This window comes from Winogradskyella wichelsiae (assembly GCF_013403925.1).
Classification (GTDB): Bacteria; Bacteroidota; Bacteroidia; order Flavobacteriales; family Flavobacteriaceae; genus Winogradskyella; species Winogradskyella wichelsiae.
Map to the genome: position 1 here is coordinate 393,445 of NZ_JABFDJ010000001.1, position 16,509 is coordinate 409,953.

At 32.4% G+C, this 16,509-nt stretch carries 14 protein-coding genes; 6 read left to right on the plus strand and 8 right to left on the minus strand.

The features are described from left to right. Window positions 1-55 precede the first annotated feature (55 nt). Genes HM985_RS01825 through mraZ form a run of 3 tightly spaced genes read right to left on the minus strand, consistent with a single transcriptional unit; the run spans window position 56 to window position 1,726 of the window. The gene (locus HM985_RS01825; protein ID WP_179374593.1) at window positions 56-376 is read right to left on the minus strand and encodes an FtsL-like putative cell division protein; all 321 of its coding nucleotides are present in this window, start codon (window positions 374-376) and stop codon (window positions 56-58) included. Continuing rightward, window positions 373-1,269, minus strand: a complete 897-nt coding sequence (gene rsmH / locus HM985_RS01830) for a 16S rRNA (cytosine(1402)-N(4))-methyltransferase RsmH (RefSeq protein ID WP_179374594.1) — start codon at window positions 1,267-1,269, stop codon at window positions 373-375. Before rsmH ends, HM985_RS01825 begins: the two co-directional genes overlap by 4 nt. Beyond that, entirely contained in the window at window positions 1,256-1,726 is a 471-nt protein-coding gene (mraZ, locus tag HM985_RS01835) for a division/cell wall cluster transcriptional repressor MraZ (RefSeq protein WP_179374595.1), read from the minus strand. The genes rsmH and mraZ overlap by 14 nt, the downstream gene beginning before the upstream one ends. A gap of 286 nt (window positions 1,727-2,012) precedes the next feature. Between mraZ and HM985_RS01840 the strand changes: the two genes are divergently transcribed. Continuing rightward, the gene (locus HM985_RS01840; RefSeq protein WP_179374596.1) at window positions 2,013-2,777 is read left to right on the plus strand and encodes an alpha/beta fold hydrolase; all 765 of its coding nucleotides are present in this window, start codon (window positions 2,013-2,015) and stop codon (window positions 2,775-2,777) included. 93 nt (window positions 2,778-2,870) lie between these two features. After that, complete coding sequence (gene yihA, locus HM985_RS01845; RefSeq protein WP_179374597.1) at window positions 2,871-3,488, plus strand: ribosome biogenesis GTP-binding protein YihA/YsxC; 618 nt, start codon at window positions 2,871-2,873, stop codon at window positions 3,486-3,488. A gap of 3 nt (window positions 3,489-3,491) precedes the next feature. Here the strand turns inward: yihA and HM985_RS01850 are convergent, their stop codons facing one another. Beyond that, window positions 3,492-4,586, minus strand: a complete 1,095-nt coding sequence (locus HM985_RS01850) for an ABC transporter permease (protein ID WP_179374598.1) — start codon at window positions 4,584-4,586, stop codon at window positions 3,492-3,494. A gap of 72 nt (window positions 4,587-4,658) precedes the next feature. Continuing rightward, window positions 4,659-6,845 (minus strand): carboxy terminal-processing peptidase, encoded by a 2,187-nt coding sequence (locus tag HM985_RS01855; protein ID WP_179374599.1) that lies wholly within the window; start codon window positions 6,843-6,845, stop codon window positions 4,659-4,661. 356 nt (window positions 6,846-7,201) lie between these two features. On the opposite strand from HM985_RS01855, the gene surE reads away from it, so the two are divergent. From surE to HM985_RS01875, 4 genes are all read left to right on the plus strand, one after another. After that, the gene (surE, locus tag HM985_RS01860) at window positions 7,202-7,969 is read left to right on the plus strand and encodes a 5'/3'-nucleotidase SurE (protein ID WP_179374600.1); all 768 of its coding nucleotides are present in this window, start codon (window positions 7,202-7,204) and stop codon (window positions 7,967-7,969) included. A 36-nt stretch (window positions 7,970-8,005) separates the two neighbouring features. Further along, window positions 8,006-9,127 (plus strand): lipid-A-disaccharide synthase, encoded by a 1,122-nt coding sequence (lpxB, locus tag HM985_RS01865; protein WP_179374601.1) that lies wholly within the window; start codon window positions 8,006-8,008, stop codon window positions 9,125-9,127. A 39-nt stretch (window positions 9,128-9,166) separates the two neighbouring features. Further along, the gene (locus HM985_RS01870; protein WP_179374602.1) at window positions 9,167-9,676 is read left to right on the plus strand and encodes a C40 family peptidase; all 510 of its coding nucleotides are present in this window, start codon (window positions 9,167-9,169) and stop codon (window positions 9,674-9,676) included. 130 nt (window positions 9,677-9,806) lie between these two features. After that, window positions 9,807-11,837, plus strand: a complete 2,031-nt coding sequence (locus HM985_RS01875) for a ComEC/Rec2 family competence protein (RefSeq protein ID WP_179374603.1) — start codon at window positions 9,807-9,809, stop codon at window positions 11,835-11,837. Between the two features lie 7 nt (window positions 11,838-11,844). Here the strand turns inward: HM985_RS01875 and HM985_RS01880 are convergent, their stop codons facing one another. The 3 genes from HM985_RS01880 to HM985_RS01890 all read right to left on the minus strand — a co-directional run bounded on the left by HM985_RS01880 (window position 11,845) and on the right by HM985_RS01890 (window position 16,497). Then, entirely contained in the window at window positions 11,845-12,396 is a 552-nt protein-coding gene (locus tag HM985_RS01880) for a thioredoxin family protein (protein WP_179374604.1), read from the minus strand. Window positions 12,397-12,479: 83 nt separating this feature from the next. Continuing rightward, window positions 12,480-14,600: a peptide MFS transporter gene (locus HM985_RS01885; protein WP_179374605.1), complete on the minus strand. Its 2,121-nt coding sequence runs from the start codon at window positions 14,598-14,600 to the stop codon at window positions 12,480-12,482. Between the two features lie 67 nt (window positions 14,601-14,667). Further along, a complete protein-coding gene (locus HM985_RS01890) occupies window positions 14,668-16,497 on the minus strand; it encodes a peptide MFS transporter (RefSeq protein ID WP_179374606.1) in 1,830 nt (609 codons plus the stop codon). Window positions 16,498-16,509: the final 12 nt, after the last annotated feature.

The following is a 16,509-nucleotide window of genomic DNA, read 5'->3' on the forward strand; positions in this document are numbered from 1 at the left end:
GCCTGTCACGAAATATAATCTGTGTAATATGTTTTTCTCAGTTATTGCCAAAGCTTTATTGCTCTTGTGATTTTACTATAATTTTTGTTGGTGGGTTTAAGGAAATCCCGATTCCTTTACCTTTCATCACGCCTTCTACGAAAGATTCTTTTTTAAGCTGCATTAACTTTCCTCTTTTATCTACAAAAGCTGAACGCAACTCTTTTACTTCATTTGTTAGTTTAGCTATTTCATAAACTTTTTGATCCGCACTGTGTGAACTTGCAATCATAACAATTGCCAAAACAGAAATAAAAATGATGATACGCCAATTTTTAAACGAATCATCACTGACTAGAAACTTCCCTTTTAATATGCTATATATGCCTTTTCTCATAGTTTCTTAGCAATCCTCAGTTTTGCGCTTCTCGCTCTATTATTTATTTTTATTTCTTCTTTTGAAGGAACAATCAATCCGCCCACTTTTTTTAAGGGAACTTCAAAATTCCCAAAAACATCACGTTCGGGTTCCCCTTCAAATAACCCATTCCTTATAAATCGTTTTACTAAACGATCCTCTAAGGAGTGGTAAGAAATAAAACTTAACCTACCCTCTTTTTTTAAGACTTCTGGCATCTGAAGCAGCAATTCCTTTAAAACTTCAATCTCTTGATTTACCTCTATTCTAATCGCCTGATAAATTTGCGCTAGAACCTTATTTTCTTTTTGATGATTTAAAAATTGTTTTAAAACCGCCTTTAATTCTTCACTTGTTTTTATTTCGGCATTTTTTCTTTCCTCAACAATAGCTTTAGCCATTGCAGGAGCATTTCGTAACTCACCATACTGAAACAAAACTGCTCTTATTTGCTCTTCGTCATAATTATTAATAACCTCAAAAGCAGATAACTTACTGTCTTGATTCATTCGCATATCCAAATCCGCTTCAAATCGTGTTGAAAAACCACGTTCAGCAACATCAAACTGATGAGAAGACACTCCGAAATCTGCCAAAACCCCATCAACCTCTTTTACTCCATAAAACCTTAAAAATCTTTTTACAAATCTGAAGTTCTCATTAATAAGTACAAACCTTTCGTCGTCAATAGCATTTTCTAAAGCGTCTTTATCTTGATCAAAAGCGTACAATTTTCCATTAGGACCTAATCTAGATAAGATTTCGCGACTATGACCACCACCTCCAAAAGTGACATCTACATAAACACCATCTGGTTTAATTGCTAAACCATTTACTGTTTCTTTTAGTAATACTGCATTATGATAATCCATTATCGTCTTCGTCTTGCCCCATGACTTCCTCGGCCAAATCTGCAAAATCTGAAGCCGCATCATCAATAGCTTGTTCGTATTTATTTTTATCCCAAATCTCAAGAATATTAACAGCAGACGCCAAAACCACTTCTTTTGAAATTCCAGAAAAACCAATTAGGTCTTTCGGAATCAATAAACGGCCAGCACTATCTACCTCTACAATTTTAACACCCGCTGTAAAACGTCTTATAAAATCATTATTCTTTTTCTTAAAACGGTTAAGCTTATTTAATTTTTCCATCATTTTGTTCCACTCAGACATCGGATACAATTCTAAACAAGGCTGAAAAACAGCTCGCTTTAAAACAAATCCATCTTGCAAAGCTGATGAAAGCTGTTTTTTAAGCACAGCAGGTATCATTAGCCTTCCTTTAGCATCCGCTTTACATTCGTATGTCCCTATAAATGAATTCAAAAGATTTCCTTTACCACTTTAACGATTCAAATTCAAAGATATTGAAAAAAACACCACTTTTTACCACATCTTACCACATTTGTTGATAAGTTTTAAGGTTGTTTACTCTAAATCTTGTTCAATGTCAATAAATTCGTCTTGCGAGAAGATATTATCGAAGTGGGAATTATTAACATAGAGAAGTTAAGATGGTCGTGGATAAAAAACATTGATATTTCCCTCATATTATTTATATTCTAGCGGAAATAGTTATATTTGTTTTTAACACATAAGTACGAATTTGCAAATGGCACACCTTTTAAAAAAAGAAAAGGAATTTAGATATATTGAAGTAGGCGAAGGCAAACCAATTATTGTGTTGCACGGCTTAATGGGTGGCCTCAGTAATTTTGATGGAGTGACTAAATTCTTCAGTTCTGAAGGGTACAAGGTTATCATACCTGAACTACCTATTTACAGTATGACACTGTTAAAAACTAATGTAAAAAGCTTTGCTAATTACCTTAGAGATTTTATTGAATTTAAAGGCTTAGATGATGTTATTTTACTAGGAAATTCTTTAGGTGGTCATATTGGCTTATATCACACAAAATTATATCCCGAAAAAATAAAAGCACTTATTATTACAGGAAGTTCTGGACTTTATGAAAGCGCCATGGGAGGCGGTTATACAAAGCGAAGTGATTACGAGGTAATGAAAAAGAAAGCTCAAGAAGTTTTTTACGATCCCGCAGTTGCAACAAAAGAAATTGTAGATGAAGTTTACGAAACTGTAAATGACAGAAACAAGCTAATTAAAACACTAGCAATTGCTAAAAGTGCTATTAGACATAATATGGCTAAGGATTTACCCAACATGTATACTCCTATTTGTATTATATGGGGAAAAAATGATCATGTTACCCCACCTGAAGTCGCTGAAGAGTTTAATGAATTATTACCTGATTCTGAGCTCTATTGGATTGACAAATGTGGACATGCAGCAATGATGGAACATCCTGATGAGTTTAATGAGATTTTAATAGGATGGCTTAAAAAACGCGCATTTTAATAAAATACGTAATAAGTTCTATAACATATTACCCAAACAGAATTACCAGAAAGTTTAATTAAAAAGAGATTCTTGCGCTTACAGGAAATGAACATGAAAATAAAATCAGCTGAATTTGTAGTTAGTAATTCTGAAGTGGAAAAATGTCCTAAGAACAATATGCCAGAATATGCTTTTATAGGACGAAGTAATGTCGGAAAATCTTCATTGATTAACATGCTTACCGATAGAAAGAGTCTTGCTAAGACTTCTGGACGACCTGGAAAAACACAACTAATTAATCATTTTACAATAAATAAAACTTGGTATTTGGTCGATTTACCTGGTTATGGTTATGCACGCGTTTCAAAATCTTCGAAACAAAAATTTCAGAAATTTATTACTAATTATTTTGAACAACGTCAACAACTCGTTTCCGCCTTTGTTTTAGTTGACATTAGACATAAACCTCAGCCTATAGATTTAGAGTTTATGCAATATTTAGGTGAGAGCGAAATTCCTTTTGGTATTATATTTACTAAAGCAGACAAGCTAAAACCAATGGCTATTGAACGTCATGTAGATGAGTACTGCCAAGAACTTTTAAAGTTTTGGGAAGAGCTACCATCTTATTTTGTAACATCGTCTTCTAAAAGTATTGGAAAGGATGAAGTATTAAATTTCATTGATGCCACCAACGAAGAAATAGAACAATTACGTGCTAATCAATAACCTTTAAGACTTTACATCTAAAGCATCTCTTAAAGCATTACCAACCAACATAAAAGCCATTACCAACAACATAATACAAAGTCCTGGTATTAAGGCTAGGTAGGGCTTACCTAATATAATATAATTGTAATGATCTTTAATCATAGCACCCCAACTTGCCATTGGTGGCTGTGCTCCAATACCTAAAAAACTTAATCCACTTTCTATTAAAATAGCTGCTGCAAAATTAGCTGCAGAAATAACGATTAAAGGACCAAAAATATTAGGCAATATATGTTTTGTTATAATTCGGTAATCATTGTAACCTAAAGCTCTTGCTGCTGTAACATATTGCATTTCTTTAGCACTAATAATTTGCCCTCTAACAACTCTTGCCACTTCTACCCACATTGTTAAGCCAACAGCAATAAAAACTTGCCAAAACCCTTTTCCTAAAGCCAAGGTTATTGCTATTACTAATAGTAAAGTAGGGATAGACCATGTAATATTGATAATCCACATAATAAACGCATCAACCTTCCCTCCATAGTAACCTGCTAAACTCCCCATTAAAAGCCCCACTATTAATGATATAAAAACGGCAACAAAACCTATAAAGAAAGAAATTCTCGAACCTATTAAAATTCGACTTAAATAATCTCGTCCGTATTTATCTGTTCCAAAAATGAATGTTCTATTATCGATATGTTTTTTATAGTCTAAATTAGAAAAACGAAACAAATCAATTTGTTTTTCCTGTCCTTTTAATCCATCTGAAGCATATTCTGTGTAATATAAAACACCTTTATTTACACTATAAGATTCAATAGGAATTTCAGTATCTGTATTATTTTCTCCAAAGAAGTATTTTGAAAATATATTTTGATCCGTTTTTATCCCTGAAGGAATAGTTAATATTTCAACTTTAAAACCTGGCGATTTAGAGTGAATAGACAAATGCATCTGATTAGCATTCATAGAGGCATCTGGAGCAAAAACATATGCAAATACAGAAACCATCCCAATGCACACAATGACAAACAAACTAAAAACGCCCCAAAAGTTCTTTTTAAACTTTTGAAGCGCCAAGCTTGTTAATGAATTATTTTTATTAGACATTCATCTTTATAAATTAGTAATCGCTTTGTAATAAATTCTTAGCTACAAAGGTATTCTATTTTATCACTTTATTTAGTTCTTAGTAGAATTTGCAACACCCCCTTTTATGGCTTGTCCTTCTTTTAAGTCACGAAGTACATTAATCGCTTCTTCTACATAAACATCTTTAGATAAACTTTTATGCCACCTGTTTCGTTTTTCCATCAATACAGAATCTGCATCCATTAACTTCACCTCATAAGGTAACGATGTAAACGTTAAATCTGTTTGATATTCTGAAAGCTTAGAAAAACGTTTTGTTTCTTCTTCATTAACTTCCATTTCCTTTTTATAAGTTTCGTAATTTAATGAATACGATTCGCGATCTCTAATTTTCTTTACCCATTTCGCATTAGCATCAATTAGCTTCAATTGTTCATTACTAAACATCCTAGCTTTACTTTTACTAACTGTAGTATCATAATCGAAATAGTTAGTCCATACATCATAATCAGCAGCATCAATTTTATCCCATGGTAATGGGTTTTCTTGATCTTTTTCTCCTATATCAATGTAACTATAACGGTCTGGAACCACAACATCACTCTTTACACCTTCTAACTGTGTTGACCCTCCATTAATTCTATAAAATTTCTGAGTAGTAAACTTCAGAGCACCTAAATCGCCTTGTGTATTATTTTTTACCATTCGGTTTAAGTCCATTACGGTTTGTACCGTACCTTTACCATAAGTCTGCTTGCTTCCAATAACAATCCCTCGCTTATAATCTTGCATTGCTGCTGCTAAAATTTCTGATGCAGATGCAGATAACTCATTCACTAAGATTACTAAAGGACCATCCCAAACGATCGCTTTATCTTTATCACTTAAAACTTCTTTTGCCTCACCTGTTGTTTTCACTTGCACCACAGGACCTTCTTCTATAAATAACCCCGCAATATCAACTACCGTTTGCAAAGAACCACCACCATTATTTCTAAGATCCATTACTAAACCTTCAACACCTTCTTTTTTTAATCTAATAATTTCTTGTTTAATATCTGAAGCTGCATTACGCTCATTGTAATCTTCAAAACTGATATAGAACTTAGGTAAGTTAATAAGCCCGAAAGTTTTTCCATCTTTTTTTACTATAGACGACTTAGCATAAGTTTCTTCTAATTCAACCACATCTCTTTTAATGTCTATATCTTGTATTGTACCATCTACTTTCTTTAAGGTTAATGTCACTACAGTTCCTTTTGGGCCTTTTATAAACTTAATAGCATCCTCTAAACGCATACCTACAACATTGATAGCTTCTTTTTCATCTCCTTGTTTTACTTTAAGAATCTGATCTCCTACCTCAAGCTCATCTGCTCTCCAAGCTGGTCCACCACTAATAATTTCATTCACCATAATGCCGTCTATTTTCTTTTGTAAACGTGCACCAATACCTTCAAATTTACCTGAGATATCTCTATCAAAACGTTCCTTATCTTCTGGCGCGAAATAAAAAGTATGTGGATCAAATTCTTCTACTATAGCATTGATATAAACAGCAAACCAATCGTTACGCCTTCTGTCTTCAATATAATCATAAAGTTCATCAAGAGATTTTTTAGTTGCTAACCTAGCTTCAGATTCTAACTCTTTATCAGATTTCTTTTCTGCAGTTTCTTTAGTCTCTAATTTTTCATTTGACTCAGACGTATCTGTATCCTCCGACGGATCGAAATCAGTATTTAAATCACGTTGTGAGACAACATTATCAAAATTTGCTATTGTAGAAAACTTAAGTTGCTTTCTCCAACGTTCCTTCATCTCACGTTTATTGGTAACATATGTTAGTTGCTTATAGTCTGCATTATATTCTTCTTCTTTTGAAAAATTAAATGGCTTATCTAAAATGTTTTTATAAATGGTTTTAGACTCCTCAATACGTTGCAATAAACGCTCGTGCGTAAGATTGAAAAAAGAAACATCATAAGCCTTAATTTGATCATCTATTTTATTTCTGTAAGCTTCAAACTCTTTAATGTCTGATTCATAGAAATAACGTTTAAACGGATCTAAATTATTTAAATAGTCATCATAAACATGTGATGAAAAGTCATCATTAATATCTTTAGGTTCAAAATGACCTTGATCCAGTAAGTAAGTAATAAGTTGAATTAACAATTTATCTTTATCTGGATCTTCAAATTTTTTGCTTGTAAAACTGCACGAAGCAAATGCTATTAATAGCGCTAGTAATAAAAATTTATAATTCCCTTTCATTCTCTTTTTTTGTTTTTTTTAGGTAAAACGTAATCATTAATACTCAAGCTTTATTTGCTAAAAGCTAGAATATAGATCTACAATTTTTCTTTTGTAATTAAAGTAGGCTCTCAATTTTTCACTAAAATAGACGAAAAAACCATGCCACAAAAAATAGACACCCTATTTTTTTGTTAAAGCTATGACTACTACTTTCTAAAACTACAATCAATCGCTTTAGGTTTCTACTTAATTCAAACACGCATCTTAAAAATAAAATTCTTATAGAAATTACAACTATCACAAACAGGGCAGGCATTTCCCTTAAATAGAAACCTTTTTTATTACTTTTACAATTCATTTAATATTAAGTAGAAATGTCTAAACGCCCATTAATTTTAGTCACAAACGACGATGGTATAACAGCACCTGGAATTAGAACTTTAATCTCTGTAATGAATACAATTGGAGATGTAGTTGTAGTTGCACCAGACAGCCCTCAAAGCGCTACAGGACACGCTATTACAATCAATTCCACTTTATACGTAGAAAAAGTAACGATAGATGGTAATCAACCAGAATATAGTTGCTCAGGAACACCTGTTGATTGTGTAAAACTAGCAGTCAATGAAATTTTAGACCGAAGACCTGATATTTGTGTTTCAGGAATTAATCATGGCTCTAACTCTTCAATTAATGTTATTTATTCAGGAACGATGAGTGCTGCAGTAGAAGCTGGAATCGAAGGTATACCTGCGATAGGGTTTTCTCTTTTAGATTATAACTGGGATGCTAATTTTGAGCACTGTAAAACTTTTATCGAAACGATTACAAAACAAGTTTTAGAAAATGGTTTACCCAATGGAGTCGTTTTGAATGTTAATTTACCAAACTTAAAAAAGGAAGACATTAAAGGAATTAAAGTTTGCAGACAAGCAAAAGCTAATTGGGAAGAAGAGTTTGATAAACGCACCAATCCTATGGGACGCGATTATTATTGGCTTACTGGCAAATTTGTAAATATGGATGAAGGTGAAGACACGGATGAATGGGCTTTAGAAAATGGATATGTTTCTGTAGTACCAGTTCAGTTTGATTTAACTGCATACCATGCCATACAGAATTTGAATACTTGGAAATTATAATTAGTTTTATAAAAAGATTTTAAATTAAGAATTAGAATGAAATACTACATCATAGCAGGAGAAGCTTCGGGTGATTTACATGGTTCTAATCTAATGAAAGCATTATTTAAACAAGATGAACATGCTGATATTAGATTTTGGGGTGGTGACCTTATGCAAAATGTTGGTGGCGAATTGGTGTTGCATTATAAGGAACGCCAGTTTATGGGTTTTGCTGAAGTTATATTTAACCTCAGAAAAATTTTAGGACTCATTAAATTTTGTAAAACGGATATTAAAACATTTCAGCCTGATGTTATCATTTTTATAGACAACTCTGGCTTTAATCTAAGAGTTGCAAAATGGGCAAAAGAGCATAAGTTTAAAACTCATTATTATATTTCTCCACAAGTTTGGGCATCTAGAGCAAACAGGGTAGAAAAGATAAAGAGAGATGTTGATGCTATGTATTGCATTCTTCCTTTTGAAAAAGCATTTTACGCAAAATATAATTTTGATGTTAACTTTGTGGGACATCCGTTAATTGATGCCATTGCAGATAGACCACAAGTTGAAGATGACTTTTTTAGAAAAGAAAATAATTTAAGTGATTTACCAATTATTGCATTATTACCGGGTAGTCGTAAACAAGAAATTACAAAAATGTTGGGCGTTATGCTTAGCTTAGTTGATGATTTTGAAGATTATCAATTTGTTATTGCAGGAGCGCCGAGTCAAGATTTTGATTTTTATAAACCTTTTATAAAACACGATAATATTAATTTCATTTCTAATAAAACTTACGATTTACTCAGTGTTTCAACAGCCGCCTTAGTAACCTCAGGCACTGCTACATTAGAAACCGCCTTATTTAAAGTCCCTCAGGTAGTATGCTATAAAGCAAATGCTATTTCATATCAAATAGCAAAACGTATTATTACCTTAAAATATATCTCGCTTGTTAATCTTATAATGGATCGTGAAGTTGTCACAGAATTGATTCAAGGTGATTTAAATAAAAAACGATTAAAAAAAGAATTAACTGCTATTTTAGATTCTGAAAACCGGGAACAACTATTTTTAGATTATTACGAATTAGAAAAAATATTAGGAGGACGAGGTGCTAGTGAAAATGCTGCTAAATTAATTGTTGCATCAATCAAAGATGCTAACAACTAACTTCTAAACTATTAAAAAAACAAATCCCCAAAACTACATATGAAAAAATTATTGCCTCTTATATTACTCGTTATACTAGCAAGCAGTTGTAAATCGAAAAAAACAGTCTCTAGCACATCTAGACAGGCCAGAACGATTGATGTTAATACCAATGTAAAAACAAGTTCTGAAGCAAAAAGTATTGTAAAATATGCACAAACTTTTGATGGCACACGCTATAAATATGGCGGTACTACTAAAAAAGGTATGGATTGTTCTGGATTAATTTATACGAGTTATAAAAAATATGATGTTAGTCTACCTAGAAGTACATCGGGACTAAAAACCACCGGAGATTGGGTGGATGTAAAAGAAGTTAATGTTGGTGATCTTTTGTTTTTTGCTACTAGTAAAAACAGTAGAAAAGTAAATCACGTTGGTATTGTTACTAATGTTAGAACAGGTAATGTCGAATTTCTTCACGCATCTACAAGTAGAGGTGTCATGACTTCTTCATTAGCTGATAAATATTGGTACTTTGCCTTTGTACAAGCTAGACGTGTTTTGTAAATCTATGACATTCTTAACCGCTGAAAAAACATCTAGCAACTTCAGTATAAAATAGAGTAACACTCTTACAGTCTTAAGCTTAAAAAACAAAATAATAACATAATATATAGATTTTTAGTAACTTACGTTAATGAAGCTACTAAATTTCACGATAATAAAACTTACCATTTGCTTAATATCTGGTATTCTTTTGGCACATTACCTAAAGCCAAATTTCCATATTATATGGTGCCTATCTATTGTACTAGCAGCTTTTATTGGCATTTACACCTATATTATTAAGACTAAAATTAGCTGTTCACCAATTTTTGGTGCTCTTGTGTATCTGTGCATGATTGGCATTGGTATTATTGCGTATAGTTTTCAAGATGAGAGATTACAATCAAATCATTATACGCATTACACTTCAGATGGTAATTATAACAATTTTATTTTTCAAATTAAAGAACGGTTGAAACCTGATGCTTATAACGAGAAATATATTGTAAGCATAACATCGATTAACGATAAAGAAACTGTTGGCCGTTTACTGATTAATATAAAACGAGATCATCTTTTAAAATCATATAGTATTGATGATCGCTTTTATGCATTTAGCCCATTACAACCTATACAGAAACCTTTAAATCCTCATCAGTTTGATTACAATAAGTATTTAGAATTTCAGCAGGTTTACCATCAATTATATCTAGATTCTTCAAATACTTTACGACTCTCAAGTTCTAAACAAACTATTTACGGGTATGCTGATGCTTTAAGACTAAAAATAAACAACAAACTTATTACTGCCGGTTTTAAAGATGAAGCTTTAAGTATTATGAACGCACTTTTACTAGGGCAACGCAACACTATTGACAAAACAATATATTCTAATTATGTCAATTCTGGTACTATCCATATCTTGGCTGTTTCTGGTTTGCATGTTGGCATTATATTGTTAATACTTAATTTTATATTAAGTCCGCTACTCTATTTAAAATACGGACACTTTATAAGACCTTTTATTTTAATCCTAATACTCTGGAGCTTCGCTATTATTGCGGGCTTAAAACCTTCTGTTACTAGAGCTGTAATGATGTTTAGTATCATCAGTATTGCCTTGCACTTTAAGCGCCGTACTAACGTTTATAATACTTTAGTCATTTCTGCCTTTATCATTTTATTAGTTCAACCAACTTTCTTGTTTGCTGTAGGATTTCAAATGAGTTATTTAGCTGTGTTAGCGATTGTGAGTATCCAACCTATAATTTATAAATTATGGACACCAAAGCAATTTATACCTCGTAAATTATGGACCATATTTACAGTTACCTTGGCTGCTCAATTTGGTGTAGCACCAATTAGCTTATTTTATTTCCATCAATTCCCTGGTTTGTTTTTTATAGCGAATGTTGTAGTTATCCCTTTTTTAGGACTTATTTTAGGTATTGGAATGCTAATAATAGCATTAGCATTATTAAATCTACTACCAAAGTTTCTTGTTTTGATCTATAGTTACATCATCGATGCTCTAAATGATTTTATTGCTTGGGTAGCGCAGTTTGAAAACTTCTTACTGAAAGACATTCCGTTTACAATGCTTCAAGTTATTGTATGCTATTTAATCATTATAACTTTGCTGAAATTTAATAAGTATAAAAAATTTACTTGGGCAGCTGCATCCCTTGTTTTTATTATTGGGTTACAAGGAATTCAATTTTACAACAGGTATCACGATCAAAATGATGAATTTATTATTTTTAACAAGAGTAGACACTCTATAATAGGAATTAAGAATAACAAAAACCTCATTCTACATCATAATTTAGACACATTACAACGCCAAAGCAATTACGCTATAAAAAACTATAAAGTCGGAGAATCTATAATTAAGATTGCAGATGATAGCTTACAAAGCGTATATCAATATAAAGGTAAAACCATATTAGTAATAGATAGCTTATCTATTTACAAGAACCTCTCTTTTAGACCACACTACATATTATTGCGCAATTCTCCAAGACTTAATCTTAACCGACTTATTGATAGTTTAAATCCGGAACAAATAATAGCAGATGCTAGTAATTACAAATCCTATGTAAAACGCTGGACAGAAACATCGTATTCTAAAAAAATCCCTTTTCATTATACGAATGAAAAGGGAGCATTTATATTAAAATAATGATTTCTTATTCTTTAAACGACGGCTTAAAAGCCTCAAAGTATTCATTAAATTGCTCTTGAGAGGTCATATCTTTATGATCGTCACTTTTAAAAAGTTTTAAATACAGCTCTAACTGCTGCGGTTTTAAATATCCTGTAATTGGAGAAATAAATCCGCCTTCTTCATCAAAAAAGACCATAGTAGGATATGCTTGTACTTGCAAAAACCTTGAGAATTCGTGCGCACTGTTACGCTTGTTTTCTTTTGCGGGGTCATAATTAGGGTTTTTAAAAGTTTGCTCCTTATAAGTCACCGTAGAATTTCCTTCTGCATTAAACTTTACAGCATAATAATGCTCATTGATGTAAGCCGCAACATCTTCGTTATGAAATGTGTTTTTATCAAGCATAATACAAGGCCCACACCAATTGGTGTAAACGTCCATAAAGATCTTTTTAGGTTCTTTTTTTTGAAGCTCTAAAGCCTCATCTATCGTTAACCAATTAATTTCTTGTGCTACTGTTGTAAATGAAAAAGCAAAAATAGCAATTAGCCCTAAAGTTATTTTTTTTATCATATTTATTTCGTTGCAAAATTTGATCCGAACTTACAAAAAATGCTCCTAAGGCGGAGCATTTTATATATTTTTAACGGTTTATGTTAACGTACACCGTGCATTAATTTTTTTAACACAGGATTTAAAAAGAAAATTAACAATCCTGCAAGAACTGGTACAATAGTAAATATTAAAAAGAATGTTGATAAACTATATTCTTTAGTAATATTTTCAATTTGCCCTCCTAATACGGCTGCTAATTTATTACCAATAGCGATGGCCAAATACCACATACCAAACATCAGCGCTATCATTCGTCCTGGCACTAATTTACTAACATAAGACAAACCAACTGGTGATAAACAAAGTTCACCAAGAGTATGAAATAGGTAAGCTAGTATAAGCCAAATCATACTCACTTTTACACCGTCTACAATTCCTGCAGCACCAAAAGCAAGTAAACCAAACCCAAGCCCCATAATACTTAAACCAAGCGCATATTTAGTAGCTGCACTAGGGTTATATTTACTTTCCCACCACTTAGAAAAGAAAGATGCGAATACAATAATAAAAAACGAATTTAGAATACTAAACCATGATACCGTAATTTCAACCTCATTATCTCTTACTTTAGTAATCGTTGCTCCTACAATACCATTATCCCTATTTAATTCTTCAGCTTTTTGTTTTGTTGCCTCTAAACGCTCTCCATCTAAGAAACCAAATTGTGTAGCTTCATTATTTTTAGGTGCAATGTTTAATTTGTCTCCCACATTAAATGTAAGGGGTTCTGCTATAGAAGTAGTACGTTTTACAATTTTATGTGTAGCATCGGATTTTGTATTTTCTGATACAGGGATATATAAAAATTGCATTTTACCATCCTTATCTACTTTTTGTTCACCGTTATCATCTAAGTCTGGTTTTTCAAGAGCAGAATAAGTAACATCATAAGCAATAGTATTGTAATCTCTATTTAACATCCACCCTACAATTCCCCACATAAATAAGAAACAAATCACTAAAACAATATTAGAACCTGGTATCTTACTGAATGTTTTCTTCCATAAAATAAAAAGCACATATGAAATTATAATTAAAGGAATTACGGTAAGTAATGTGTTAATGATATTAAACATCGTTGCTGCTCCACCACTTAACATTCTATCTACATTATCTCTTGCAAAAATCACTAAAGAAGATGCACCTTGCTCAAAAGACATCCAGAAGAACACCGTAAAGAACGCAAAAATGATAAATGCTATCATTCTATCTCTTACCACTGAAGTGTAACGTAAAATACGACCAACAACTAAGATTAAGAATAATGCTAATGCAAAAAGAACCGCTGTATATTGACCTTCAAAATCTCCTACCTGTAAGAAAGAAAACATATCTACACCAGCTATTTTAGACATTGGATCATTAATTGCATAAGCAAGACCAATAACAGCAGATATTACAATTAATATTTTATCTAAAGTTGTAAAAGGATTAGGACGCTCTTCTAATTCAGTATCATCTTCACCAACTTCAACACTTTCTTCGTTTATATTCTGAGGTAATTCTACTTCATGCTCTTTAGATGGTTTAGCTCCTATTTTACCAAATAAAGGCCCCGATAACCAAAATTGAATTGTTCCAAGAAGCATAAAGATACCAGCTAATCCAAAACCATAAGACCAACCTACTTTCTCAGCTAAATATCCACAAAGCATCATTCCGAAAAAAGCTCCTGCATTTACACCCATGTAATATATTGTGTATGCACCATCTTTTTTCTCTGGATTTTTCTTGTACATATCCGAAATAATAGACGTCATCGTTGGTTTAAAGAAACCTGTACCAATTACTAATAAAAATAACCCAAAGTATAATGAAAACTCTGTTTCTATAGCCATCGAAGCATGACCTGCCGTCATGACTAATGAACCAATAATAACAGCTGTACGATAACCTGTGTATTTATCCGCAAGCCAACCACCAATAATCGGTGTGATATAAAGCAACATAGCATAAGTACCAAAAAGCGCCCCTGCATTTTCTACTGTCCACTCCCAACCTGGATTGTAACCAATGGCTGCCATAGTAAGAAAATTAACCAGTAATACACGCATTCCATAGAACGAAAAACGCTCCCACATTTCAGTAAAAAATAAAACAAAAAGTCCAGCAGGGTGACCTAGAACTTTGTCTTTAAACAGATTCTCTATATCAGTATTCATAAAATAATTAATTTAATAAGGGAACTAAAATCCTTATGTTAGTAATCTTACACAAGGGTAATAGCATTTAGTCGTTTAGCTCAGGGTTAGCAAGTTCATATTGCTCTTGTTCTAAAATTTCGTGTTCGTTATCTTCAGCTCCATGAGTTAATTTTTTCAATTTCTTCAAGAATAAAAGTAATAATAAACCAAATGCAACAGTAAATATCGTTAACCACATAAAGGTTGCATATTCTTGTTCACTTTGCTCTTCTTCTAAAACAAAGGAAACACCGTAATCTTTACCATCACCTTTGTTTTCTATAATTTGAGCTTTATCCTTATCTTTTTCAAATACAATTCTTGCATGATATGGATTAGATTCTGAAACGTTATTTTCTTTTAATGCTTCTAAAAGTTGGTGCGTATTTGAATCCTCTCCTTTAGATAATTCAAATAAACTATTTAAATCTTTACCTGTTTCAAAATCTTTAAATACCACCTGACCATTTTCTGGATATACGGTAGATTTAAAACTAAAGTTTTTATCTTCATTGATCGGGTAATCAAATACTTTAACGACTTTATTTTGCGAATTTTTAACTTTTATAGTGTCTTTAGATAGAAACGGTAAAACCTCTTGTTTACTCACTACCATTGTTCCACTAAACGATTCTAATTGAGAAGACTCTCCAATAGTACCAGCTAATTTGTTACCAAAACCAGTAGCTGCAAAATAAACCCCCATCATTATAGAAGCATATTTTAAAGGTGCTAATTTTGTAATGAAAGATAATGAAACTGGTGATGTACATAACTCACCAATAGTATGAAATAAATAGGCTAAGAAAATCCACATCATAGCTGCTTTACCAAAAGTTTCAGAACTTGCTTCTTGAGATGCAAACATCATAAACACATATCCTAGACCCATAATAATGGTACCGATTGCCATTTTGAAAAGTGAAGAAGATTCTCTTCCACTTTTTTTCCACCAAATCCAAAATCCACCAATAATGGTTCCGAAGATTATAATATAACCTGCATTTAAAGATTGAAATACTGCTGCAGGAATTTCTTGTAACCAGCTTAATCCTATATTTCTATCTACTTTGGCATCGGTATAAAGGTTCATCAATCCTCCAGCTTGCTCAAAAGCTCCCCAGAACACCACTACGATTAAGAAAGAGATCAATAAAACAACAACTCTATCTTTTTCAATTTTACTTAAAGGACGTTTTGAAGCTAAACGTTCTGCTTCTGTAGCTTCACTTCCACCTGTAAATTCACCAACACCTTTTAAGAATTTTTGTCCCCAAATAAATACAACCTGACCTAGTAACATGCCTATACCTGCTAAACCAAATCCATAATGCCATCCGTAATAATAAGCAACTAAACCAACAGTAATACTCGCTAAAAAGGCACCTACATTAATACCAATGTAAAAAATAGTAAATCCACTATCTCTTCTAATATCTCCTTCTTTATACAAACCACCGACCATTGTAGAAATATTTGGCTTAAGTCCACCAACTCCTAAAATGATTAAAGCTAAACCTGTAAAAAAGGCCCAACTTTGAGGAATTGCCAATACACCATGACCTATACAAAGTAGTAAACCACCAAACATTACGGTTTTCTTTTGCCCTAAAAATTTATCTGCAATCCATCCTCCTGGTATAGAAGCAACATATACTAACATTGTATACCAACCATATAGCCAAATAGCATCTTTATTAGACCAACCTAAACCTGGATCTATTGCTGTAGCCGAGGTTGCCATATACAACACTAAAATTCCACGCATTCCATAGTAAGAAAAGCGCTCCCACATTTCTGTAAAAAACAGTATAAATAAACCTATTGGGTGCCCTAATAATTCATTGTGATGCACTTCTTTAGTTGCTGTTGACATAATATTAATCTT